Origin of the sequence: Caballeronia eucalypticola, assembly GCF_047608185.1 — a bacterium.
In the GTDB taxonomy this organism is placed as follows: domain Bacteria; phylum Pseudomonadota; class Gammaproteobacteria; order Burkholderiales; family Burkholderiaceae; genus Caballeronia.
In genome coordinates this window covers 1-20,612 of the sequence record NZ_JBLKRU010000084.1, presented here as the reverse complement: position 1 = coordinate 20,612, position 20,612 = coordinate 1, and the positions used below count along the sequence as shown (strand labels likewise).

19 protein-coding genes and 1 pseudogene are annotated in these 20,612 nt (G+C 54.8%); 8 read left to right on the top strand and 12 right to left on the bottom strand.

Annotation, left to right across the window (positions count from 1 at the left end; genetic code table 11):
- Window positions 1-31: 31 nt before the first annotated feature.
- From ACMX25_RS39590 to ACMX25_RS39575, 4 genes are all read right to left on the bottom strand, one after another.
- Window positions 32-1,054 carry an IS30 family transposase gene (locus ACMX25_RS39590; RefSeq protein WP_414948293.1) on the bottom strand — a complete coding sequence of 341 codons (1,023 nt, stop codon included), beginning with the start codon at window positions 1,052-1,054 and terminating at the stop codon, window positions 32-34.
- A gap of 77 nt (window positions 1,055-1,131) precedes the next feature.
- Window positions 1,132-1,533, bottom strand: coding sequence for a hypothetical protein (locus ACMX25_RS39585; RefSeq protein WP_414955270.1), 402 nt, complete (start codon window positions 1,531-1,533; stop codon window positions 1,132-1,134).
- Complete coding sequence (locus ACMX25_RS39580; protein WP_414955269.1) at window positions 1,530-1,922, bottom strand: phage holin family protein; 393 nt, start codon at window positions 1,920-1,922, stop codon at window positions 1,530-1,532. Before ACMX25_RS39580 ends, ACMX25_RS39585 begins: the two co-directional genes overlap by 4 nt.
- Window positions 1,923-1,938: 16 nt before the next feature.
- Complete coding sequence (locus ACMX25_RS39575; RefSeq protein WP_414955268.1) at window positions 1,939-2,244, bottom strand: CsbD family protein; 306 nt, start codon at window positions 2,242-2,244, stop codon at window positions 1,939-1,941.
- A 757-nt stretch (window positions 2,245-3,001) separates the two neighbouring features.
- Here ACMX25_RS39575 and ACMX25_RS39570 point away from each other — a divergent pair.
- Together ACMX25_RS39570 and ACMX25_RS39565 are read left to right on the top strand one after the other, a co-directional pair.
- Window positions 3,002-3,454 (top strand): DUF2934 domain-containing protein, encoded by a 453-nt coding sequence (locus tag ACMX25_RS39570; RefSeq protein ID WP_414955267.1) that lies wholly within the window; start codon window positions 3,002-3,004, stop codon window positions 3,452-3,454.
- A 1,384-nt stretch (window positions 3,455-4,838) separates the two neighbouring features.
- Window positions 4,839-5,057: a DDE-type integrase/transposase/recombinase gene (locus ACMX25_RS39565; RefSeq protein WP_414955266.1), complete on the top strand. Its 219-nt coding sequence runs from the start codon at window positions 4,839-4,841 to the stop codon at window positions 5,055-5,057.
- Window positions 5,058-5,149: 92 nt separating this feature from the next.
- Here ACMX25_RS39565 and ACMX25_RS39560 read toward each other — a convergent pair whose 3' ends face one another.
- Window positions 5,150-6,727: a hybrid sensor histidine kinase/response regulator gene (locus tag ACMX25_RS39560; protein WP_414955265.1), complete on the bottom strand. Its 1,578-nt coding sequence runs from the start codon at window positions 6,725-6,727 to the stop codon at window positions 5,150-5,152.
- Window positions 6,720-7,535, bottom strand: a complete 816-nt coding sequence (locus ACMX25_RS39555) for an alpha/beta fold hydrolase (RefSeq protein ID WP_414955264.1) — start codon at window positions 7,533-7,535, stop codon at window positions 6,720-6,722. Before ACMX25_RS39555 ends, ACMX25_RS39560 begins: the two co-directional genes overlap by 8 nt.
- 413 nt (window positions 7,536-7,948) lie before the next feature.
- Between ACMX25_RS39555 and ACMX25_RS39550 the strand changes: the two genes are divergently transcribed.
- A protein-coding gene (locus ACMX25_RS39550) for an IS3 family transposase (protein ID WP_414955263.1) occupies window positions 7,949-9,084 on the top strand; the annotation gives its coding sequence in 2 pieces (ribosomal slippage) (window positions 7,949-8,213 and window positions 8,213-9,084; 1,137 coding nt in all).
- A gap of 296 nt (window positions 9,085-9,380) precedes the next feature.
- Window positions 9,381-10,070 carry a nucleoside/nucleotide kinase family protein gene (locus ACMX25_RS39545; protein ID WP_414955262.1) on the top strand — a complete coding sequence of 230 codons (690 nt, stop codon included), beginning with the start codon at window positions 9,381-9,383 and terminating at the stop codon, window positions 10,068-10,070.
- Between the two features lie 85 nt (window positions 10,071-10,155).
- On the opposite strand, the gene ACMX25_RS39540 is transcribed toward ACMX25_RS39545, so the two are convergent.
- A complete protein-coding gene (locus ACMX25_RS39540) occupies window positions 10,156-10,728 on the bottom strand; it encodes a hypothetical protein (RefSeq protein ID WP_414955261.1) in 573 nt (190 codons plus the stop codon).
- 337 nt (window positions 10,729-11,065) lie between these two features.
- A complete protein-coding gene (locus tag ACMX25_RS39535; protein ID WP_414955260.1) occupies window positions 11,066-11,503 on the bottom strand; it encodes an MOSC domain-containing protein in 438 nt (145 codons plus the stop codon).
- A gap of 248 nt (window positions 11,504-11,751) precedes the next feature.
- On the opposite strand from ACMX25_RS39535, the gene ACMX25_RS39530 reads away from it, so the two are divergent.
- The 3 genes from ACMX25_RS39530 (at window position 11,752) to ACMX25_RS39520 (ending at window position 13,161) form a co-directional block, all read left to right on the top strand.
- Window positions 11,752-11,997: a tyrosine-type recombinase/integrase gene (locus tag ACMX25_RS39530; RefSeq protein WP_414955259.1), complete on the top strand. Its 246-nt coding sequence runs from the start codon at window positions 11,752-11,754 to the stop codon at window positions 11,995-11,997.
- A 157-nt stretch (window positions 11,998-12,154) separates the two neighbouring features.
- A complete protein-coding gene (locus ACMX25_RS39525) occupies window positions 12,155-12,616 on the top strand; it encodes a helix-turn-helix domain-containing protein (RefSeq protein WP_414955258.1) in 462 nt (153 codons plus the stop codon).
- Entirely contained in the window at window positions 12,613-13,161 is a 549-nt protein-coding gene (locus ACMX25_RS39520; protein ID WP_414953121.1) for an IS630 family transposase, read from the top strand. The genes ACMX25_RS39525 and ACMX25_RS39520 overlap by 4 nt, the downstream gene beginning before the upstream one ends.
- A 186-nt stretch (window positions 13,162-13,347) precedes the next feature.
- Here the strand turns inward: ACMX25_RS39520 and ACMX25_RS39515 are convergent, their stop codons facing one another.
- On the bottom strand, window positions 13,348-14,652 hold the full coding sequence (locus tag ACMX25_RS39515) for an MFS transporter (protein ID WP_414952101.1): 1,305 nt from the start codon (window positions 14,650-14,652) through the stop codon (window positions 13,348-13,350).
- Window positions 14,653-14,833: 181 nt separating this feature from the next.
- On the opposite strand from ACMX25_RS39515, the pseudogene ACMX25_RS39510 reads away from it, so the two are divergent.
- A pseudogene (locus ACMX25_RS39510) lies at window positions 14,834-15,124 on the top strand (glucose-6-phosphate dehydrogenase); the annotation flags it as partial.
- A gap of 1,719 nt (window positions 15,125-16,843) precedes the next feature.
- Here the strand turns inward: ACMX25_RS39510 and ACMX25_RS39505 are convergent.
- From ACMX25_RS39505 to ACMX25_RS39495, 3 genes are all read right to left on the bottom strand, one after another.
- Window positions 16,844-18,457 (bottom strand): ATP-dependent nuclease, encoded by a 1,614-nt coding sequence (locus ACMX25_RS39505; protein ID WP_414952100.1) that lies wholly within the window; start codon window positions 18,455-18,457, stop codon window positions 16,844-16,846.
- A gap of 820 nt (window positions 18,458-19,277) precedes the next feature.
- Complete coding sequence (locus ACMX25_RS39500; protein WP_414952099.1) at window positions 19,278-19,493, bottom strand: Lrp/AsnC family transcriptional regulator; 216 nt, start codon at window positions 19,491-19,493, stop codon at window positions 19,278-19,280.
- Between the two features lie 356 nt (window positions 19,494-19,849).
- Window positions 19,850-20,065, bottom strand: coding sequence for a helix-turn-helix transcriptional regulator (locus ACMX25_RS39495; protein ID WP_414952098.1), 216 nt, complete (start codon window positions 20,063-20,065; stop codon window positions 19,850-19,852).
- Window positions 20,066-20,612: the final 547 nt, after the last annotated feature.

The following is a 20,612-nucleotide window of genomic DNA, read 5'->3' as shown; positions in this document are numbered from 1 at the left end:
GGCGGTCTCAAGTCGAAGTGCAACAACTGGTCTAATGTTTAGATGACGTTGCGAGATCCGCTGCTTTTAGTGTCGCGGCAAATACCTCGAAGGGTGAATGAAACGCATGCGTAGCACGAGGGCGGTTGTTCAAGCTGTCTGCAATGACGTCGAGGTCGGCCTGACTATGGACGGAAAGGTCGGTGCCTTTGGGCAAGTACTCGCGCAACAGGCCGTTGGTATTTTCACAAGTTCCTCGCTGCCACGGGCTGTGTGGATCGCAAAAATAGACATTCACGCCTGTTTGAGCGGCAAGTTCTTGATGCCGTGAGAGTTCACGCCCCTGGTCGTAAGTGAAGCTGTGACGCAAGTGCTCGGGGATCGAGTTGAGCTTGGCGGAGAAGCCAGCCAGTGCAGATTCGGCTGTGGCATCGTCCATCTTAGCCAGCAGCACTAGACGGCTGGTTCTCTCCACCAACACGCCCACTGAAGAGCGATTGCCTTCGCCTTTAATGAAGTCGCCCTCCCAGTGCCCGGGCATCACGCGATCCTCTATTTCAGGTGGGCGCACGTGAATGCTGACCATATTTGGAATTTGCCAGCGGCGATCACTACCCCGTGTCCGCGACATACGGGCGCGATGAGCACGACGCAAACAAGCAATGAGTTGACGCCGTAGTTCGCCGCCTGGGTGGGCGTAGATAGTGGTGTAAATCGTTTCGTGCGAGACCTGCAAAGTCGGATCGTTTGGGAACATACGCTTGAGGACTCCAGAGATTTGCTGAGGCGACCAACGCCACTCCAGCAGCGTGAGGACGACCCTCCAGCAAGCGCTGTGAGGCCCGAGTTTGGGCGCGACCGCACTGTTGGATCGTCGGGCCGAACTGAGTGCGTGCGCCGCTGCTGGGACATAACCAAGCACAGAACTATTGCGCCTGAGTTCGCGGCTAAGGGTAGAGGCCGAGCGCCCGAGTATTCGGGCCATGGCCCGAATACTAGAACCCCGTTGACGTAGGCTCGCAATCTCCAAACGTTCCTCAGCTTGCAACTGCTCGTACTGATTTGCTTTATGCATTACAACACCTTATACGCTTTGGTGTTGCGCTTCAATTTTGAGCCCGCCATGCTTTGGTAATCACCATGTCGGACAGCCTAAGCGATTGTTAAAGGGCTATTCGTCTCTGTTGAAAAACTGCCTTGCGGAACGCTTTTGGTGCGTGGCGCAGCCATATCGCGCACCACACGATTGATTACGGCACGCAGTAGAGGCACCGCCGCGGCAATGATCACGCGTCGCGGACCGAGAATTACGGAGCCGACAAGCAATGCGGCGACGATTGGTGCGTTCCGTGACGCGAGGAAAGTGGTTAGAGAAGACGCATGGACAACCTGAGCGCCGGCAGCAGTTCTTGATTGCACCGACAAAGGAGCATCAGAGTCCACCTTTGCTTGGTTTTCAGACATCAGTGCCGATCTGGACGTGGCCATTCGAGCGAGCACACGAGTGCGCCGTGCGGTCACGCTTTCTTCCTGCGGCGATAAGGGGTCGTTCACAACGCCTCCTTGATGACTTGAGCGTCCTTACGCAATTCGGATCGGAGTGCTTCGAAATGGGAGGCACCGCGCATTTGAGCTCGTAACACAAAAAATGCCGCTATCGAAACTGCTATCCAAGTTCCCGCAACGCCCCAGACGACGTCTATGAAATAAGGTGTTCCAAATGCCGTGGCAATCAACGCGATACATAAAAAGGACAGTGCGAACAACAGGCCTATCGCGAGCGCGACCATCGCGATGAGCTCGCGCAACAGCTTGGCCTTCGTATCCGCGAGCTCGAGCGAAATCAGCTCCGCGTAATCGCCACCACGTTGAGCGCAGAAAGCGCCCACTGCCTTCCACGCGCGGAACCTGCCGCGCGCCTTGGTCAATGATTTAATCGTCATCGATGTCTAACCGCGTTCAGTAGCGGCGCCCCCGAGTTGGCGGGGCGTCGTCATAGCCTCCTGAGTCGCGGCTTGCACTATTGAAGAGTGCACCGAGGAGGAAACCGGCTAGCCCCACCATGGCAAGCGTGACGAGCGGGTTTTCGGTGGTTGTCTGACGCAATTGATCGGTTGCTTGTCCATAAATGTCTTGCACTTTACCGCCGAGCTCTTTTGCTTTCCCGGCCAATTGCGCGCCTGCGTCGCCGGTCGCGCTTCCAACAACATCATGTGCTTTGCCCAGCGTTTCGTTCGTCGCGCCTTTTATCTCATTCGTTTCCATCTGAGCCTCCGAAGTTGGTCGGATACGTAATATTGCAGGGAATAAGGCCCTCACTCAACGCTTGCTACGTTAGTGGAAAACTAAGTAAAGGATTACTAAGACAATCACCGGAACACCTAGAAGCCAACCGAGTAGATAGGGCATGAGTTTTACCAAAAGGAAATACAACAGAGTAGGTCGTTAGGATCGGCGATTGCTGAAGTTCAATCTGCCGAGGACGTGTCGGGACATGAGCAAGCGTCGTACCGCGAGTCGGAGCTTTGCTGGGAGGCTTGAATGAAAACGAAACATTTTGCGATATTGTCTGTTCTTTGCGCCGCGGCCGGCGCTCCAGTCGTAGCGAAAGCCCAATCAGCAACTACGCCGCTGGTGCCCGCGAGGGCAACTCAAGCAACTGGGCCGGTAAAGACCGGCGCGGCTCCAGCGCAACACCAAGGTCGTCCACCGGTTGATGCTGAAGGCGATCATCGAGTAAATTTGAGCGGGTCTACTATGGGATCGAGTGGTGCGGGGCCTAGCATGCCCACGCAAGCGGTCCCGCCCATGGGCGATAAGCCCTTGCCTAAGCCTTACTGAGCGTTACAAGGGAAGCGATGGGGTCCATGTCGACCATTCGTGAATGCTCGGTGAGCCCTTGCGGTGCGGCGATGGACGGTGATCGTTGCAGTTCTACACGACTGGGTAAGGGCGAGGCTCGACGCAGGGTTCCAAGAGAGTTCCAAGGGGAAGTCGGCAATAAAACAGGGAGGCACAGCAAATGGCAGAACGGCTAGTAGACGTGCTGGACAGCAGCGGCGCTGTCATCCATACCTATCCCGTCACGCTTGATCATTCGGCCGAAGCGGCGGATGAAACTGCTTATAAATCCAAAGCGCTGGAGGCAGCCGCTCATGGTCGGCTGGTCCCCGACTCGGAACTCGGGACATTGACCGCTCGAATGCATGTTAGCCGGGGCGGCCAGATGGCGCCTTATGGCGACAATCTCGCTGGGAACTCCGAAACCAAGGCGAGTCTGGAGCAGACCGTGCGTGAACGTGCATATCTTCTGTGGGAAGAAGATGGAAAGCCCGAGGGCCGTGCAGACGAGTATTGGCGTCGAGCCCTTGACCACCACTTGCGCGAGCGCGCGTACGTGCTTTGGGAGCAGGCGGGTCGCCCCGAGGGAGGAGCCGATGAATACTGGCGCAGGATCCGCGACTTCGAGGCTTAGTGATTCCAATCAAAGCCGCCGGCGGCGCACGGTACAATCATCCAGATTGGAACTCGCTATCAGCGTGGCTCAGATTACGCCATCCGCAACATCACGACCCGCTGCGGTGCCTGTCCTTTTGCTAATCGCTAGAGGAAGATGCGACATTCGCGGTTCCGCCTGAACCCGCGCCGTCAACCTCCGTCACAGACAATTCATGGCACCTTGGTTCCGTCGTCCAAAAGCACCGGGCAAGTGAAAAAGGAGCCGACACGAATGTCGGCCCGGGGAATCACCGAGCACCACGGAGAGCACAGCGGCGAGAAAAACCACACGGACCATTGAGCATCCGCTGTGCCTAGGCGCGTCTGAATTTGGGGCACCGCTTTTGCTCCCGTTACGTCATGCATAACGGAGTGAGATTGCGGGGAAAACATCCAAAAGTGAGCTCCTCTTTGGGCCCCCGTTTCACGGCAAACCGCTTCACCCAGCTTCATGGAGACGAAAGCTAGGCGCACCGCTTGATTGGGCTTTTGTGCTCGGCTTATTTCTGACACCTGGCCTTCCTTAAGAAGGTGAAACGCGAAAGAGTGTGTGGATATTCACAGCAAACGTCGCAACGTCGATCGCCTGTTCGTCTTGGCTTCATTTCTCCCACTTCACTGCTTGATTTTTCCGGTGCTCGCGCTTCCCGACGCGCCTTGCGGCGACAATGCTTTTTCCCGCTTTTGCATCAAAGTGCCTTTGCCACTTGTGTTTGCTGAGCCGGCGTCCGATGCACTTCCCATGGCCTTACCAGCGTCTCCAGGTTTGGGACCTTGGCCGCCTTGACCCATCGGCGCTGGCCCGCTTGCATTGTTTTGTGCATAAACAAATGTGCTCCCGACAACGCAAACCACGCAAACGCTCATTTTCAGTGAATTCATCGCTGTCTCCGATTTTCACAGTGCTTAGAATCCGCACAGTACCTTCATTCACAGCATAGCGTGTGCCTAGAGACGTCTAACATATGCTGCGCATTCTGATACGTGAAAAGCACGTCTGCCACGATGATCATCATCAAACTCACCGCGTGACTCTGCCCGCACAGCGCGTGTGGGTGTGATTGAAAGTCGACAGCGCGGGCCGCGCGCATGTCAGCATTTGAGCACGAAGCTTGCCGTCTGAGTTCTACCGCATCATCGCAACTGAAACACGCAAAAAAAACCGACACGGCATGCTCGCCGTGTCGGCTGATTAGGCTTCCTTGACGACCTCAACCTGAATATTAAAGACGACTCATCGCGTCCGCCCCCGCTTGTCTCGACAAAACTCATGTAGCCAACTAATTTTAGAAAAGTTGCTGGCGAATCTTGGCATTGAACTAACTTAAGAGATTGTGCGACGATGGTCCGTATAGTCCAGCGTGTGCAATTACCCGAAGCAATCAACTGAGCTAGCCCGAGGCGACAGGTGGCACCCCGACGAAGTGGTGATCACCATCGACGGCAAGAAGCAGTGGCGGTGGCGCGCGGTGGATCAGCACCGAGTGGTCGTTGACGTACTGGTGAGCCACTGCGACAGGCGTCTCATGCGGAAGTTATTCAAGAGGCTCTGGCGGTCGCCGAATGCTGATCACCGATAAATTTAGCTATACTTATTTAATGATTTCATTCGGACGACCTTCAACCAAGTGACAGTACTGGTCAAAATGAGCAACGAAAAATCGTAAAACCGTTAAATTTCCTGGTCTAGACGGCCACCGGCAAGAATCGCAAGGAGCCGCGCCAAATCGACCGGCTTTGTGAAATGAAAGTCGCATCCTGCCAGCTCTGCATCTTGCTTGTCTTGCTTCTGGCCCCAGCCGGTTAACGCAATCACCAAAGCCGACTTTCCCGGTTGACTTTGCCGGACAGCTTGCGCGACCTCATATCCAGTCATATCGGGAAGCCCGATGTCCAGGATTATTGCCTCCGCGGAAAACTCATCCGCTATGCGTATCCCTGTCTTACCATCCGAGGCTGTACGCGCGTCGTATCCCTCCGCTTGCAGCAACATGGCCAAACTCTCGGCCGCATCTTCGTTGTCGTCGACAATCAACACCCGACGCCGTGTCGCGTTGCGAGCCGGCGGGTCGGATACATGAGATACCGCTGGCGTACTCGGTTCGTTCGAAAGTGGAAGTTGAACGATAAACTCGCTGCCCAAACCAGCGCCCCCGCTATGAGCCGACACCGACCCACCGTGCAACTCCGTCAAGGTGCGAACCAGGGATAGGCCGATTCCAAGTCCTCCCTGAGAGCGCTCAAGACCCGCGTCAAGCTGCGCGAAGATTTCGAACAACGAAGGCAAGTGTTCGGTTGCGATGCCGATGCCATTGTCGCGGACCGAGATGACGGCCTGTTCGTCCTCGCAGCGGACTGTTAGCCAGATAGCCCCACCGTTCGGGGTGTATTTGGCGGCATTGTTGAGCAGGTTCTGAACGATCTGGGAAAAGCGTGTTGGATCCGCGTTGATGAAAATTGGCTGGTGGGGCAGCTCTACCGTCAATGTATGGGACGCCGCGGTGACAATTGGCTGACACGCTTCGGCTGCGTATTTTAAGGCGGTAGCCAGATCGAGGACTTCCCGGCGCAGGGTAATTTTCCCCTCCGAAATCCGGGACACCTCCAGCAGGCCGTCGACCAAATGCGTCATCTGAGTCATTTGGCGATCGAGTACGTCACGTGCCCAGAGCATTTGCGGGTCTGCGAAATTCTTGAGGTGCAACAGATCGACCACGTTTCGCATAGGAGCCAGAGGGTTTCTGAGCTCGTGCGCGAGGGTGGCCATGAAGGCGTCCTTTCGTCGATCGGCCTCGCGCAATGCCTCTTCGGCTGCTCGTTTTTCCTCGAGCGCGACCTCCGCTCTTTCGCGGGCGCGAAGCAGTTCACGCTCGTATTGGTGCCGGTCAATGACTACGAGCACTGCGAATTCATTGTACTCAACATCACCGTGCCGACGGCGGGCGGCATTGATCAACATCGGCACCTTGCGCCCGTCCCGATGAATCATATCCACCTTCACTTCCGCCACCGATCGTTGCATCTGCAGCAGTGGCGCCCAATGGGTCTGGTGGAAAACCTTGCCACCGATCGTCAGCAGATCCTGGATCCGGCGCTTTTCCAGTAGCTCTTGCGCCTGATATCCAACCCACCCGCAAAACGTCGAATTGACTCGCACGATCATGCCGTCGACCGTGGTTGCAAGCAGACCGCACGGCGCTCCCTCGAAAGCCTCGTCTATCGGAGAAAGCGGCCTCTGCTCGCTATCCATGGTCGGTGAGACCAAGTTGGCGCAGGAATGCTTTGGTCGCGTCGACGCTGGCGCAGGGCGCGCTCAGGTGCGGGCAATGTCCGACGTTATCCACAACGCTGAGCGTGCTGCCAGGTATTTGCGCCAACATGTACTCCCCGACGCCGAGCGGCGCTAGCAAGTCGTCGCTCGATTGCAAGATCAGCGTAGGCGTGGTGACCCGCGCCAGGTCGGCGCGATGGTCCGCGAGAAAGGTGACTCTGGCGAAGTGCTTGGCAATCTCGGGATCCGTGCGGCAAAAGCTGTTGGTTAGCTCCACGCCAAGCTCGGGTTGATCCGGTGAACCCATGATGACCGGCGCCATGGTGCTTGACCACCCGAGGTAATTGCTTTCCAGGGTTTCGAGCAGTCCATCGATATCGCTGCGGGTGAATCCGCCAACATACTCGCCATCGTTGATGAACGAGGGTGAAGGTCCGACCATGACGTTCGCGATGAAACGCTCTGGGGCTTCTATGGCTGCGAGCATGCCGATCATCGCACTGACAGAATGGCCCACATAAATAATTGGCCCACTCGCAAACTCATCCATGATTTCGAGCAGGTCCGCAGCATATCCGTGCAGCGATCCATACTTGGCGTAGTCATAGGCAGCAAGGTCCGACTGGCCGCTTCCGACCAAGTCAAAAAGAACGATTTTGTGTCGGTCTGCAAAGTCCGGGTGCAGATACCGCCACATGGTCTGATCGCAGCCGAACCCATGGGCAAAAACGATTGTCGGGGAGCCCTCACCGTTTGAGTGAACATTGTTCCGCTGTTGAATGCTCATGATTCAAATCCCGTATGATTTACCGAACGTCGCCGTATTTAGTTCTATTTTGCCAGCATTGCCGGTGAACGCGATCTTCCGACTATCTGCTACGGATCAGAGTGAGAAGACGCACGTTTAGCCCCCATCTCGGTTCCCGCGATCAGAGACGCATCGCTTTGCGCTGGCGCCAGCGAGGCCATTGACGGGAATGGATCCCGGACAACACAAGGAGACCAGTTGGCTTCGCGGAGGATATCGGCCGTTCGACACGCGAGAGAGGCAGCTTGGTAAGGGTCGAACCGGGCCGTTCAAAGTCACTTTGCGAGGCCTTCTAGGCGGTGATAGAGAGGTGGCTCCGAAAATCTGGACAGTCGGTTAGGTGGAGTCGCTGGGATCTGAGATAGGCATAATGCCTACAAAGGAAACCGACGATGACGAAGAGAACCCGGCGCACGCACTCAGCGGCGTTCAAGGCGAAGGTGGCACTGGCAGCAGTACGGGGCGAGCGCACGCTGGCAGAATTGGCACAGCAGTTTGAGGTTCATCCGAACCAGATCACGGAATGGAAGCGGCAGTTGCAAGAACGCGCCGCCGATGTGTTCGGCGCGGCGGGCGTGCCCGTCAATGAGCCGCCGGTGGATCTGAAGACGCTTCACGCAAAGATCGGCCAATTGGCGCTGGAGAATGATTTTTTGTCCGGCGCGCTCGGCAAGGCAGGCTTGCTGAGCGCAAAGAAATGATTGATCGTGCCCACCCCTTGCCGGTTGTCCGGCAGGTCAAGCTGGTCGGCATCAGTCGATCCAGTGCGTACTACGCGCCGAGCCCGGTCAGTGCCGCAGATCTGGCGCTCATGCGCCGGATCGACGAGTTGCACCTGGAGCATCCATTTGCCGGCGCGCGCATGTTAATGCGCTTGCTCAAGAGAGAAGGCATCGCGATTGGACGCAAGCACGTCGGCACGTTGATGCGCAAAATGGGCATTGAGGCGCTGTATCGCAAGCCGAACCTGAGCCGCAAACATCTGGCTCACAAGATCTGGCCGTACCTGCTGCGCGATCGGAAGATCGAGCGCAGCAACCAGGTGTTCGCATTGGACACGACTTACGTACCTATGGCACAGGGCTTCGTCTATCTCACTGCGGTGATCGATTGGGCCAGCCGCCGTGTTTTAGCGCACCGAGTCGCGATCACGATGGAGGCTGAGCATGCGGTGGCAGCGCTTGAAGAAGCATTCACGAAATATGGATTGCCTGAGATCGTCAACACCGATCAAGGCAGTCAGTTCACCAGTACAGTCTTCACCGACGCGGTCCTCTCACGCGGAATCGCTCTGTCGATGGACGGCAAGGGAAGCTGGCGGGACAACGTTTTTATCGAACGGCTATGGCGCAGCGTGAAGTACGAAGAGATATATTTGAAGGCCTATGAGTCCGTCGGCCAGGCACGGGAGTCCATCGCTAACTACCTGACGTGGTACAACCAGCAAAGGCCTCATTCAAGTCTGTCGGACAGGACCCCGGATGAAGCTTACTTCGCGATGCTGCCCGCGATTAAATTGGCAGCGTGACCGCCCAGCGTTCCACTTAAAAATCGAAAAAACTGTCCGAACGAACGGGGCCACCACTATAGTTTAGGGGATGGAATGACAGGCGCAAGGCCTGCAGACATGGATCGCTATCATTGCTATAGCAAATCTGTAGCACACGAAATTTCCCCTCTAAAGCATCATCCGGCTTCTATGCTGTCCGGCTCACGCGAGCTCATCCGACAGAAATCGGCCAGGGACGGACCTTCGACATCGAGCCTCAAATTGCTCATAATCGAATGCCGACACCGCCTAAATGTGCAAACCTGATGTGACCAATGACAGACACGCGCGCAAAAACTATTGAAAGACTGGCTAGAAAGATCCTTTCCCGACATTCTTCTCGACCTACGCGCGTCGCGATCGACGGTCGGACTGCCTCAGGAAAAACTACGCTCGCGGACGAACTGTCGCAAAAAATCAAACAGGCGAAACGGCCTGTTATCCGCACATCAATAGACGGCTTCCATCGGCCAAAAGTTGAACGTTATGCACGTGGTCGCTACTCAGCAGAAGGCTACTACCACGACGCTCGTGACCTGAACGCAATTGTTCGACTGTTGCTGAAGCCATTGGGGGAAGGCGGGGATCGCCATTACTGTACGGCCTCGTTTGATCTGGTTGGCGATGTTCCACTTCCTTTTGATTTCCACATTGCTGAATTGGACGCTGTGCTGGTGGTCGATGGAACTTTCCTGCAACGCCCACAGTTGCGGCCCTGGTGGGATTTTGTAATTTTCGTTGATACGGAAGAGGCCGTCGCCGAACAGCGCGGGGTCGCACGCGACGCTGCGCATTTGGGAGATACCGAACTCGCGACTCGATTATTCGCGGAGCGCTATCAGCCTGCGTTCGATCTTTACATCGGAGAAGTCGATCCGCAAGCAGAGGCTGACGCCGTGTTCGGCAACGACGATTTCAACAATCCAACGCTGACGATCAGAGATCGCGAGGGTAGCGGCAGTTAGTGACGCTTAGCGGCCGGTGACACTCAAAGCCGGGACATCCGCATGCATCAGGCGCCGACCGGCCAGGATTAGACGTTCGCGACGATCATTCAGTTTTGTGGGCCAATCGAAACGGATCGACGGCCCACATTTCGCCAGCGCTGAGGTGCGGCTGTGAAAGGGCCAGCCACTCCCCGAGCGGCGTGAGACTTATTCCCGGCGAAACCGAACCGCCGAAGGACTCGGAGACAAATGGCGCGTCATCTTCCGGGCGGCGAACAACCTGAGCAATGTGAGTGATGCCGCGTGGACGGGGATGATTACTCGCCCAGGCGGGTTCTCCCATTTTTAGCCCGATCGCGGCACAACGCGGAAGACTGAAAGCCGTGATCTCTCGCCCCTCAAGAATGAACCCTGTGCGGGACTCAATCTCCTGAATGATCCGATCCGACCAGGCTTGCAGGGCGTCCACATCATCACCATCAAATACTGTGCGGCCAGCGGCTTCGTTCTCTGCTCGCATCGCTTTCGTGAGAAGTAGTCTGGTCCACCCCGAGCAGTCAATGACTGGAGGGTTGGCAGATAGTCCTTCTGACTTCACGCCACGCTCGTATCCGACTCGACCCGTGTAAAGCTGCACCAACTGCCACATCGCCGTCTCGCCTGCGTTTAAAGTCATTGCGCAAACCTTCGTGCTGGTGTCTATGGGCGGCTATTTATGAATCAAGCCGAGATCGAGTTGGTAGTATCCCATGGGAGAAAGGTAGCCTGAATGACCGCTTAGTGGTTTGTTCAAAGTCTCTTGTGGGTGGATCACGGCCAGTCGATGGGACGTTTTGCTCGGGATGTAAATGGAAAAATCAACTAACGGTCTGCTCAACTAATTTCATCTTCACAAGACTTATGATCTGCGAGCGGCTGTTGATTTGCCATCAAGAAGCCGGCGAAGCTATCGGCCTGAAAAGAAAATAGGGCGTACCAGGGCATTCACGTCCTAGGCTGCTCACCCGCGGGGATCACTTGTCAATGCGCACGACGGCGTCGCCTATGCTGATGCAGCCCCGCGCAAGTACTTTCGCCGTTATGCCACCAAAACCACGCGTCGCGTTATAACCGCCTACGCCAAGCGTTTCCTCGAGGCGCGAGCAGGGATGACATTCGCCGGTCATCTCGAGCACGGCATCGCCGATGCGGAACTTCCGATCTTTCAACGCCAATAGGTTGATGCCGCGCGTAACCAGATTGCGACGCAGGACCTCTGGTGCGAGCGTTTCCACTCCAAGGTGACTTGCGATAGCCGCGAGACTCTCGGCCTGGATGAGCGTGACTTGCCGTATTCCTGCATCGCGACTGTAGTGATCACCTTCCATGCCGACATGCGGATCCAGGATGGCTTCGTCGACGGGGCACATGGCCAAGCGGCGCTCAGGCCGCACGCCGATCCATATGAGCACTCCGGATCTGACGGGCGCATTGAAAAGCCGGGTGAGCGAGGATTGTGGGTTGAGCGGCATGAAAGGAAACAGTGTGGAATTGAGCGAAGCGTACTAGGCCGCCTTAAATGCATCCCGGAACTGTCGAGCCCGTTCAACTTCGTCGCTGTGCAAATAGGTGGATGTCGTCGATATAGACGCATGACGCAGATTATCCCGAACCGATGACAGTTGCGCACCGCGCATGAGCGGGTGGGTCGCGTGCGTGCGTGTGCCGATTATATCGCCGGGTAGATAAGCGGCACACGTCCGCGATGAGCCTGATGCATCACGGCGTCGACCTAACCGTGATCGCGCTCTGGCTCGGTCACGAGTCCTCCGAGACGACTCAGATCTACTTGCACGCCGACATGCAACTCAAGGAGCGCGCGCTCGCGCACGCCACGGCGAGCGGTGTCGCGCCGACACGCTACAAACCTCCAGACCCGTTGCTCGCATTCCTGGAGTCTCTCTGATAATGCCGACAATCCAAGCGACCGGGAACAGAGATCCTCCCAACCATCGTGTGCGTGGATTCATGCCGCGGCATAAACGGGGAGTCGGCATAAGTGTTGCTGGTAAACGCGTTTGAATTTTGTTAACTTTCGGCGTCGCCATTACGCCGGGTTATCGATGAAGTGTGTCGTAGAACTGACCGAAGTCGAGGATCAGACGTTGCAACAGTTGTCCGTGAACCACAAACATCGCGACGCGCGGACCCGGGCCGCAGGTGTGCTGTTGCTTGGACGCGGGGTCAAGCTGACCGAGATCGCCTCGAAACTTGGCGTCAGCGGTCAATCGCTCTACAACTGGGCGCACGCGTGGCGAGAGCAAGGGGTTTGCGGCTTGCTCACGGGGCATAAAGGCGGTCGTCCCCGCGCGCTATCCGAAGGCATGCTGGCCACTGCGACGGAAGTCGCACGCACGGAGTCCATGACGCTGGGGCAAATCGCAAGACACATTGAAGTCGTGCATGGCGAGCCAATGCCGTGCGCGCTGGAAACCTTGTCGGTCGCCCTTCGGCGAGAAGGCTTTTCCTTCAAGCGCAACCGTTTCTCGCTCAAAAAAAGCGCAACCAGGAAGACTTTGAGATGAAATCCGCCACCCTGGGAAAACTGCAATGCGCCGCTCGCGCCAACGCAGTGCGCCTGATCTATTTCGATGAAGCGGGCTTTGCCGCCTCGCCTCCGGTGCAAAGAGCGTGGTCACCGCGCGGCCTGCCTCATCGTGTCGAACCACACTTGCATTGCCGGCGCTCAGTGCTCGGCGCCCTTGACTTCGGAGCCAACGCGTTGACTCACCATGTCACGAGTTCGTCGATCAAAGGCGGCGCTGTCATCGAGTTCCTCGAGCAGATCGCCCTGCAGGGCGATGAGCGTCCGACTGTGGTGGTACTGGACAACGCTTCGATCCATCATGCAATTGATCCTGAAGTGCATGAGCGCTGGCTACGCGAGCATCGCATGCAACTGTTCTATCTGCCGCCATACAGTCCCGAACTCAATCTCATCGAGATCGTCTGGAAGCAGGCCAAATACCATTGGCGTAACTTCGTCACCTGGACGAAGGAAACTATCGACGACGAAGTCCGCAGCCTGCTCGGTGCATACGGCATCAAATTTCAAATCAATTTCGCCTGAACACTTATCTTCTACCTATACTCGACTGGGTGCAGATCGCATGCTCAAAATTTGGCAACGGATGCGGGTGACGAGGACGGCGTGCATTCCATCCCCGCGACGATGCTAGAGTAATTGATGAAGTCGCAAGAAGGGTAAGCGTCTGACACAGGAATTTTTGCCGTAGCGCGTTTTCTTGCGCGGTTGCTATTTCACCGTGCCGACTATCTCAGGTCTCGACTTCGTTTTGTCGCCCGATTTTCTACCAGACCCGATTGCCATCAAGCATCCGACAAACAGTAGTCCGCCAATAATAAGAAATACCATCATCCAATTGTTGTTGGTGTAGTCCAAGATGGCACCTATCGCAATGCCTTGGCCTCCCGCACCCATATAATTTGCCGCATCCAGAACGCCGTGTGCCGTCCCTTGCATCTTTCTACCGCCAAGGTCGCCAGCCAGTGCGTGTGCGCTGCCGCCACCACCGTGGATAAAGAATCCAGCAAGGATCAGCACGGCAAATGTGAGCGGTATTCCGAGCGTACGAATCGGGACAAGGGCAAGTACAACAAGGCCAATCGCAGCACCAGCGAACGAGAGTGCAAGTGTTTGCCAGCGACTCGACCCAAAGAGGCGATCCGATATCAATCCAGCGAAGAGCGGTCCAAGAGCGGTCCCGATTGGAAGGCCAATTTGAGCCCATATCGCCGATTGCACCGATATACCCGAAGTCTGAAAGTAGTACAACGGAATCCAGGTTAGGAGTCCGTAACGCCCTATGTTGCTGATGAATCCCATAACGCACGCGGCCAAAAACAATTTCTGCGTCAACAGGTAGCGATAATTTCCCAGACCGTGGAGTTCGGCGTCGTTAACTGCCTCATGCGCTGCGACGTCTTTTCGTGTTTCAATATAAGGCGATAGCCCTACATCCTCCGGGCTCTCTCTAACGAGGAAAAAATAGGCCAGCGCAGAAAATAGGATTAGAAGCGGCGGATAACGAAAGGCAGATACCCAACCAAAGTGGGCGATGAACCATCCGCTGACTACGAATGCCAAAACCGCAGACGCTCCGGCGGCCGCTAGTAAAAAACCGGTCTGGAAGCCCCGCCAACGACTTGGCCACCATTGCGCGGTCAGCCGCAATAGCGATGGAAAAATCATCGCCTGAAAAAATCCATTTACCGCGAGAAGTCCGAACAGCATCGGCGCGGAGGTGTTCGCGGAAATCGCCCAATTCACCGCAACGGTCCCCACCGCCCCCAATGTCGCCCAGCATCGACCCCCGAAGTGATCGCTCAGTCGGCCATTCACGGCCTGCCCGATGGCATAGCCCCACAACAACGCCGCGACGCCAGTGCCCACATCAGCCTTCGTGATGTGAAGGGTACGAATCAAATCCGATGCGGCTAGTCCCCAATTTAAACGGCCTAGATAGACGAAGCAATAGAACAACGCGGAGACGAGAAGAACTCGCCATTGCCAATACTTGAAGCGTTTATCCACGTCCACGAACATCTCCGTTTTTCGTATTTATGTGATTCCACTTCCCGTTTTCTGGGTCGTACCGATCGAAACGATGCTATGCGATTTATTTTTATGGCACCACGCCTGTTGGGTTTGATGATCAGGAAATCTGATGATACGTTGAGTTTTACTCATAAAAGTTATAAGCGGCGTAGTGTTGGACGCTCACGCGGCGCTCGGATCTTCGGTCGCGCTAGGGGGTGCGAACGGTCTGGTAATCCGCCTGCAGTTGAGTGAGACGATTTGCCTGCACTACATTGCCAAGGAGCCGAGTGAAGGCACGAACCTTATTCGTTTTCACCTAGACCTCGCGTTTGATAATTGTCTCAGTCAAACGAGAATGGACGCGTATCAGCGCTTCTTGCTGGACGTAATAAATAGTCGGCTCGCACTCTTTATTCGACGCGATGAACAGGCGGCGGTCTGGGGGTGGACTGAACCAATCCTGGAAGAATGGCGAGCTCGAGAGCGGAACCAAGGCCCCACTTTAGGGCTTCGCTCGAGCTTCGCCGGATGACGAATTGAAAACTATAGAGCGCCTCCATCAGGCGCTCTAAGTTGTTGGCGAATTCCGCACTGGCCAAGTCAAAGCCGAGCGTTTGAAGCAGAACTGTGCGCTCTTCCTCGCTGGGACGCTCAAAATCGCCTTTGGGCGGGTAGAAGTAGACAGAGGCGGGATCATATCGGCGGCGGTAACCGCGTTCGCCACCGCCGCATCGCCGGACCTTGGAGACACATTTAAGAATTCAGCAGCGAGTGGCCCCATAGTCGGAATCCCCTTCTGCGTACCTCCGTGAACAACCGAGGAGCAGCCAGATCCGAAAAGAAAGGCTAGATTTTTTGCATTCAAGGCATCGGAAGATTCTCTCGCACCCTCGTAGCTGCCGCGCTCCAGTGGAATGCACTCCCGTCTTTGGACGCAACGATATTCTCCGCCCCTTTAAGGAACGAGAATTCTCGAACGGATCCCTCCTCGCCTGCCATATTGCCCCTTTGCCTTATGCCTTAAGATGACGCATGGCCGGCGTGACCTCGTCGTGTGAGCCCAATGCCGTCCTTAGAATACTTGTTGTTGGACTGTGTCGAGTACGCACCTTAGGGCACGCGCCATGTAGCTTCTGAATCAGAGCTCACTGGACCCGTAGCCTTTCGCCTGCGCATCGTCACACAAAAGTCATAGCTCACGCGACTTCGAATTCGCAGCCGGTGAAAAATATCCTGGGCCGATTGTCGACACCAAGCAGTGACAGAAGACCGCCGAAAAGATTGACGTGCGTATGGCATGGCCCTCCGGCTGCTTTTGTGGTGCGATGATCGAACTCTTTCGCGCTTCAAACGCAGACAACTAACATCGCTCTTGGCCGCCCCTGTCTATCGCTAATTGGCCCTGCTCGGTCCGCAGCAGACGCTCGGCTCAGCATATCGCGTTCATCGGAAGCCGAGCGATCGAGCGGCATTGCCCTTAGCCAGCCATCTGTCGCGCTAGACCGTCGGTTGCGTGCCGTCTGCCTGGCAAGCCAGAGCAGTTCCAAGTGGTGAACGATATGCAACCAGATAGTGGTCGAGATCTCACCGCTATTGTCAAGTTTGTGTGCGGTGGCAATCGTCTTGTCCGGTCGGTGTGTAGCGACAAACGTATTTAGCGCATGGCAACACAAAGGTGAGGTAGCACCGCGAATCGCAGACCGTCAGCAGAAACTTCTGCTAGCGTACGAAGGGCTCAAAAAAGACCCCCTTCGACTGGTCCGGTGACCCGCATCACTCGGTACGTATTCCGGAAGGTACCGCTAACGGCTTGTAAAATCCGACACAATTTTGATGGTTGATTTGTAGGTCGCAAAAAACAAAAACCCCGTAGAACGTTGATTCTACGGGGTTTTTAACCATCGACTGGCGGAGACGGAGGAATTCGAAGGTGCCGCACTCCGCCGCGCAAACGCGTGGTGCAATTAAATTCTCGCGAGCCAGACGCTTTTGGCTATCTGGACAAGCAAACCGGACGGCGTCACGGGTTCCAACCCACGCGGCGCTCAGCCACCGGCGTTGTGAGCTTATGCCCCACCACGCCGCTGGTCCGCGCCGGCCAACAGCGAAAGGATCTCGATCAGTGGTCATTCGGATCGAAGAATCCTTGCTGACGCATTCAACGGCTCGTCCTTTTCCCAGTCGCGTGCTCTCAGAGACACGCTCCCCAAGTCTTCTCCAACGCCCCGAAGAGCACCGCCATATCGGTCTCGAACTGTGCCTTTGTGATCGCCCCACCCACGGTTTTGGCGAGATTTTTCTTCTTATCTCCACTCATTGCCTTTACATCACCTTCCAACCTTTTCCAACCATCGTGCTCGGGATAACACTCCTCCAAGCTCCCGGCTGGCAGCACGATTATCTGACCACCAGCATGGAGGGCTTTATGGGCTTTTATAAATTCATCGAATCCTGGCTTCGCCTTTTCGGTCGGCTTATCGCATACCACGACTAGCCTATCACTGTACATGGTACTGCCCATTGGCGAGTACGCTTTACCAATCGCGTTGATCGATCGTTTCGCCTGGTGCGTATCGCCTTCGGCCGATATGATTTGGATCATCGGTTTATCCGGATAATGCCTTTTTATGATTCTTGTCAGCAACTCAAATTCACTAGGACCCTCGACGATTAGGAAGTTTCTAGGTAAAAGTAGGTCCGCCGGACTACCACCAAGAAGTTCGTAGACTATATAGGGTTTGTCTTTCTCGTCCGTTTTAAAAATCTCTGTCTTACAATCATTTTTCTCTGCTTTGAAAACCGTTTCCTGTTCGCCCGAGTCTGCTACAAAGACGGAAGAGTGAGTGCTTATGAACACTTGATCCAAGTCACGACTTAGCTCAATCAACACATTTTTCAGTTTTCTCTGGGCGGTCGGATGAAGGTGTAATTCGGCCTCGTCGATGAAAAACAGAAATGATTTGCCCGCGTCATCCCGTTCTTTGCGATATTCCGCGTACGCTTGGATAATTGCGAGCATCAACGCTCGCTGCATGCCGTCCCCCTTCTCGCTCGCATATGTTTCAATCCCATCGTCAACAACGGTTTCGAATTTTTTAAGGAGGTCGTTGAACTCGGGAGAGAGGACTTCAAAAAACACCTTTGAGCATTCAGAAAACTGTTTTTCCAGATGCTTTTTTACTGAACTTCCTAGAGCATTGAAATGACCACTAATTGCCGAGTCTTCGGCATTGAATAAATCATCAAACGTGCTTCTGAATGCGCGATACTTCGGATCGTCTATTAGTATTTGTTCGATCACGGACGACAACATAATTCCCACTGCGCTTTTTTGATTGTATTTCGTAAATTCATCGAAATACTGTCGAGTATGTATGTACTCGAACTTGGGGAGAAAATCGTTGAGAGCTGCATCAAATCCCGTGGGATTTTTCACCGCCACTCCATTAACCTCCACGATCCGCTTTTTTGGATCAGTGCTTTTTCTAAATATCTTAATGGCGTCTGCGCCAGAAAGCACGTCCAATATTTTTGTGCGATTTCCCTCGTTTATCATATTGGCCGCACCATGTTGTGCTCCAGAAAACTCAAGTCCCACCTTGATATCGCGCGTACTGTCTCTTTGGAATTTCAGGTCATCCAATGCACCATTCTTGGCCGCGCCGGTGTAAAACCAATTTACCGCTTCGAAAAAATTCGTCTTCCCGGTATTATTTTGACCGATAAGGATGTTGAACGTTGAAAAACTCAGATCCAGTCTTTCAATCGATCTGAAATTCTCGATGGTAATGTTTGATATCTTCATTGTTGTCCCCGGATATTTTCTGTTGGACTTCGGACGGCAGTTGCAGACTGCTTTCTTGTTTAGGTTTTGTCAAGATTGCCGCGCTCACGTGGTTGGTACAAGTCCTCCCCCTATGACGTGTGGCCGTCGAAAGCCGCTCACCGGCGTGTTGAGGCCGACCCATGACTAGAGCCCCAGCGTGACCAGTAATCCCGATGAAGTGATCCGCAGGCGATGGATACCGCTAAACTCAGCGTCTCGCGGCCAAAAGCATCGTTTCTACCGCACCCGAACATGGTAGCCAGACCCAAAATTACGGGGCAAATGGCCCGCAAAGCCTTACCCAGTATGGACGAGTCAAATTCATGAAGATTGCCACCTGGAACGTCAATACAGGGGTTTTTACGTTTCGAGACGTTTCACGATAATCCCCGAAACCCTTATCCAGCAATGATCTGGGGTTCGTAGTGTTTCACAAAGTTTCGCCATACCACGGGTACATGCGGCATGCGCTTCAAATTTTCTCTGAAGCCATCTGGCTTAACAGCGTTATCTCCGGCGTAGATGTGGTGACTGCGCCTGGAACCTCAGACCCGCTGGGCACAACGTGTTGTATTCTGATAGGGAAAGATTGAAACAGCTTCCTCCCCGTCTCGGTGATCGTCAACGATGAGCAACCGCAGGCGAAACTACTCCCAACAGCGTCATCGAAAAAAGCCGGCTGGAAGCAATATGACAGACAGCGAGATCGAAACTCTCGCGAAAGCTCTCCAAGCACCTTTTCCGGTGGTTTATATAAATTTCCGATCGGTTGATCGCTTCCTTTACCGGATCAGCGATCTTAGCCATCTACGCGATCATATTCCCGAAGCCTTAAGCCCAATGCAGCCGGATCGATGTGGGTGTGGTAGCCAGTTATGATTTCCTGTTTTTCCAACTGCCTCACTCGATCAATGCACGGCGCAGAGGTCAGCCCTACCTCCTCCGCAATGTCTGTCATTTGCGCTCGTGCATTCTCTTGAAGCAACCGTAATATCTTGGCGTCAATCCTGTCCAAAGACCCGCCTCGTCTTCCTCTCGCTTCTCATATAAATCCCTAGCTACCGACATCAGGACATCACGTCCCTGGCCAAATTACGCGCCAACGCTCGGTTCGAATATTCCCCTCGAACAGGAGCACCGCACTCGGCGCCCTCTTCAAGCCGTTGATTGAACGAAATGCAGGGCGACTACGACGCTAAGTCCCCCGCAGCCTTGGCCCGAAGCAACATCGAAGCACTGACCATTCGTCTCCTGCTCACAAGCCGGTATTAAGCATAGCCAATTAAGCCAATATGTTGATCTTTTGCGGCGTTGAGACTCTCGTCACCGAATCTAAATCGTCTTTGTTCGGTCGATCAAGTCTCTAGAAATTTACCCCTTCTTAGCGCCCGAATTCTCCGGCGGCAGTAGCTTGGCGACCGGGCGTGCGTCAGCCCATTTCTGAACCTCATGTGCGAGCCATCCCACCCTCCGGCCGGATAGCAATCGTGGCTCGGGGAACGTTTTTTGACGGACCAGTTGCTGTACGGTCGTCGGTGACAGAGAAAGTGCGTGTGCCACTTCTTTCAAGGAGAGACAGATCTTCATCACGTTTTCGCCTTCGTCTGTTTCCGTTGATTCCTGACTGCATTGAGGTACCGTCAACATGAACGAACGGAGGATTGATACGCAAGTGCTTTATCTTTACTGTTAATCATGTACATCGTAATTTAATTGGCGGAGCCAATTGCGGCAAACGCGCGTAGAGAAACAAAATTCCGTTTGCCAGCGCAACCGCTGAAGGATCCGCTTCCCGAAATTTCCATAGAAAGCCGTGCGCTGGATGACGCCGAGCCGAAAACTCCTTAGCGCGAATGGCACTTACTTAAGCCAGCATGGAGGAGAAGACGCGGGTAAGTACTTGAAGAGAAACGGAGGAGGCTGATCCAGGGATTGATAGGATGGTTGTTACCAAGCAAACACCCGTCTCATTCCAAGGACCAGCCCCCATGGATCGTAATGCACGAAGTCATCACAGGCAAACACTAGGCGGCGTTCAAAGCCGCGCACGCAGGGCCCAGGCGGTTGACTACTTCAACATACTGACGAGCCCGGAGCTGTTGGAGATAACGGAAGCGCATTTGCCAGAACATCG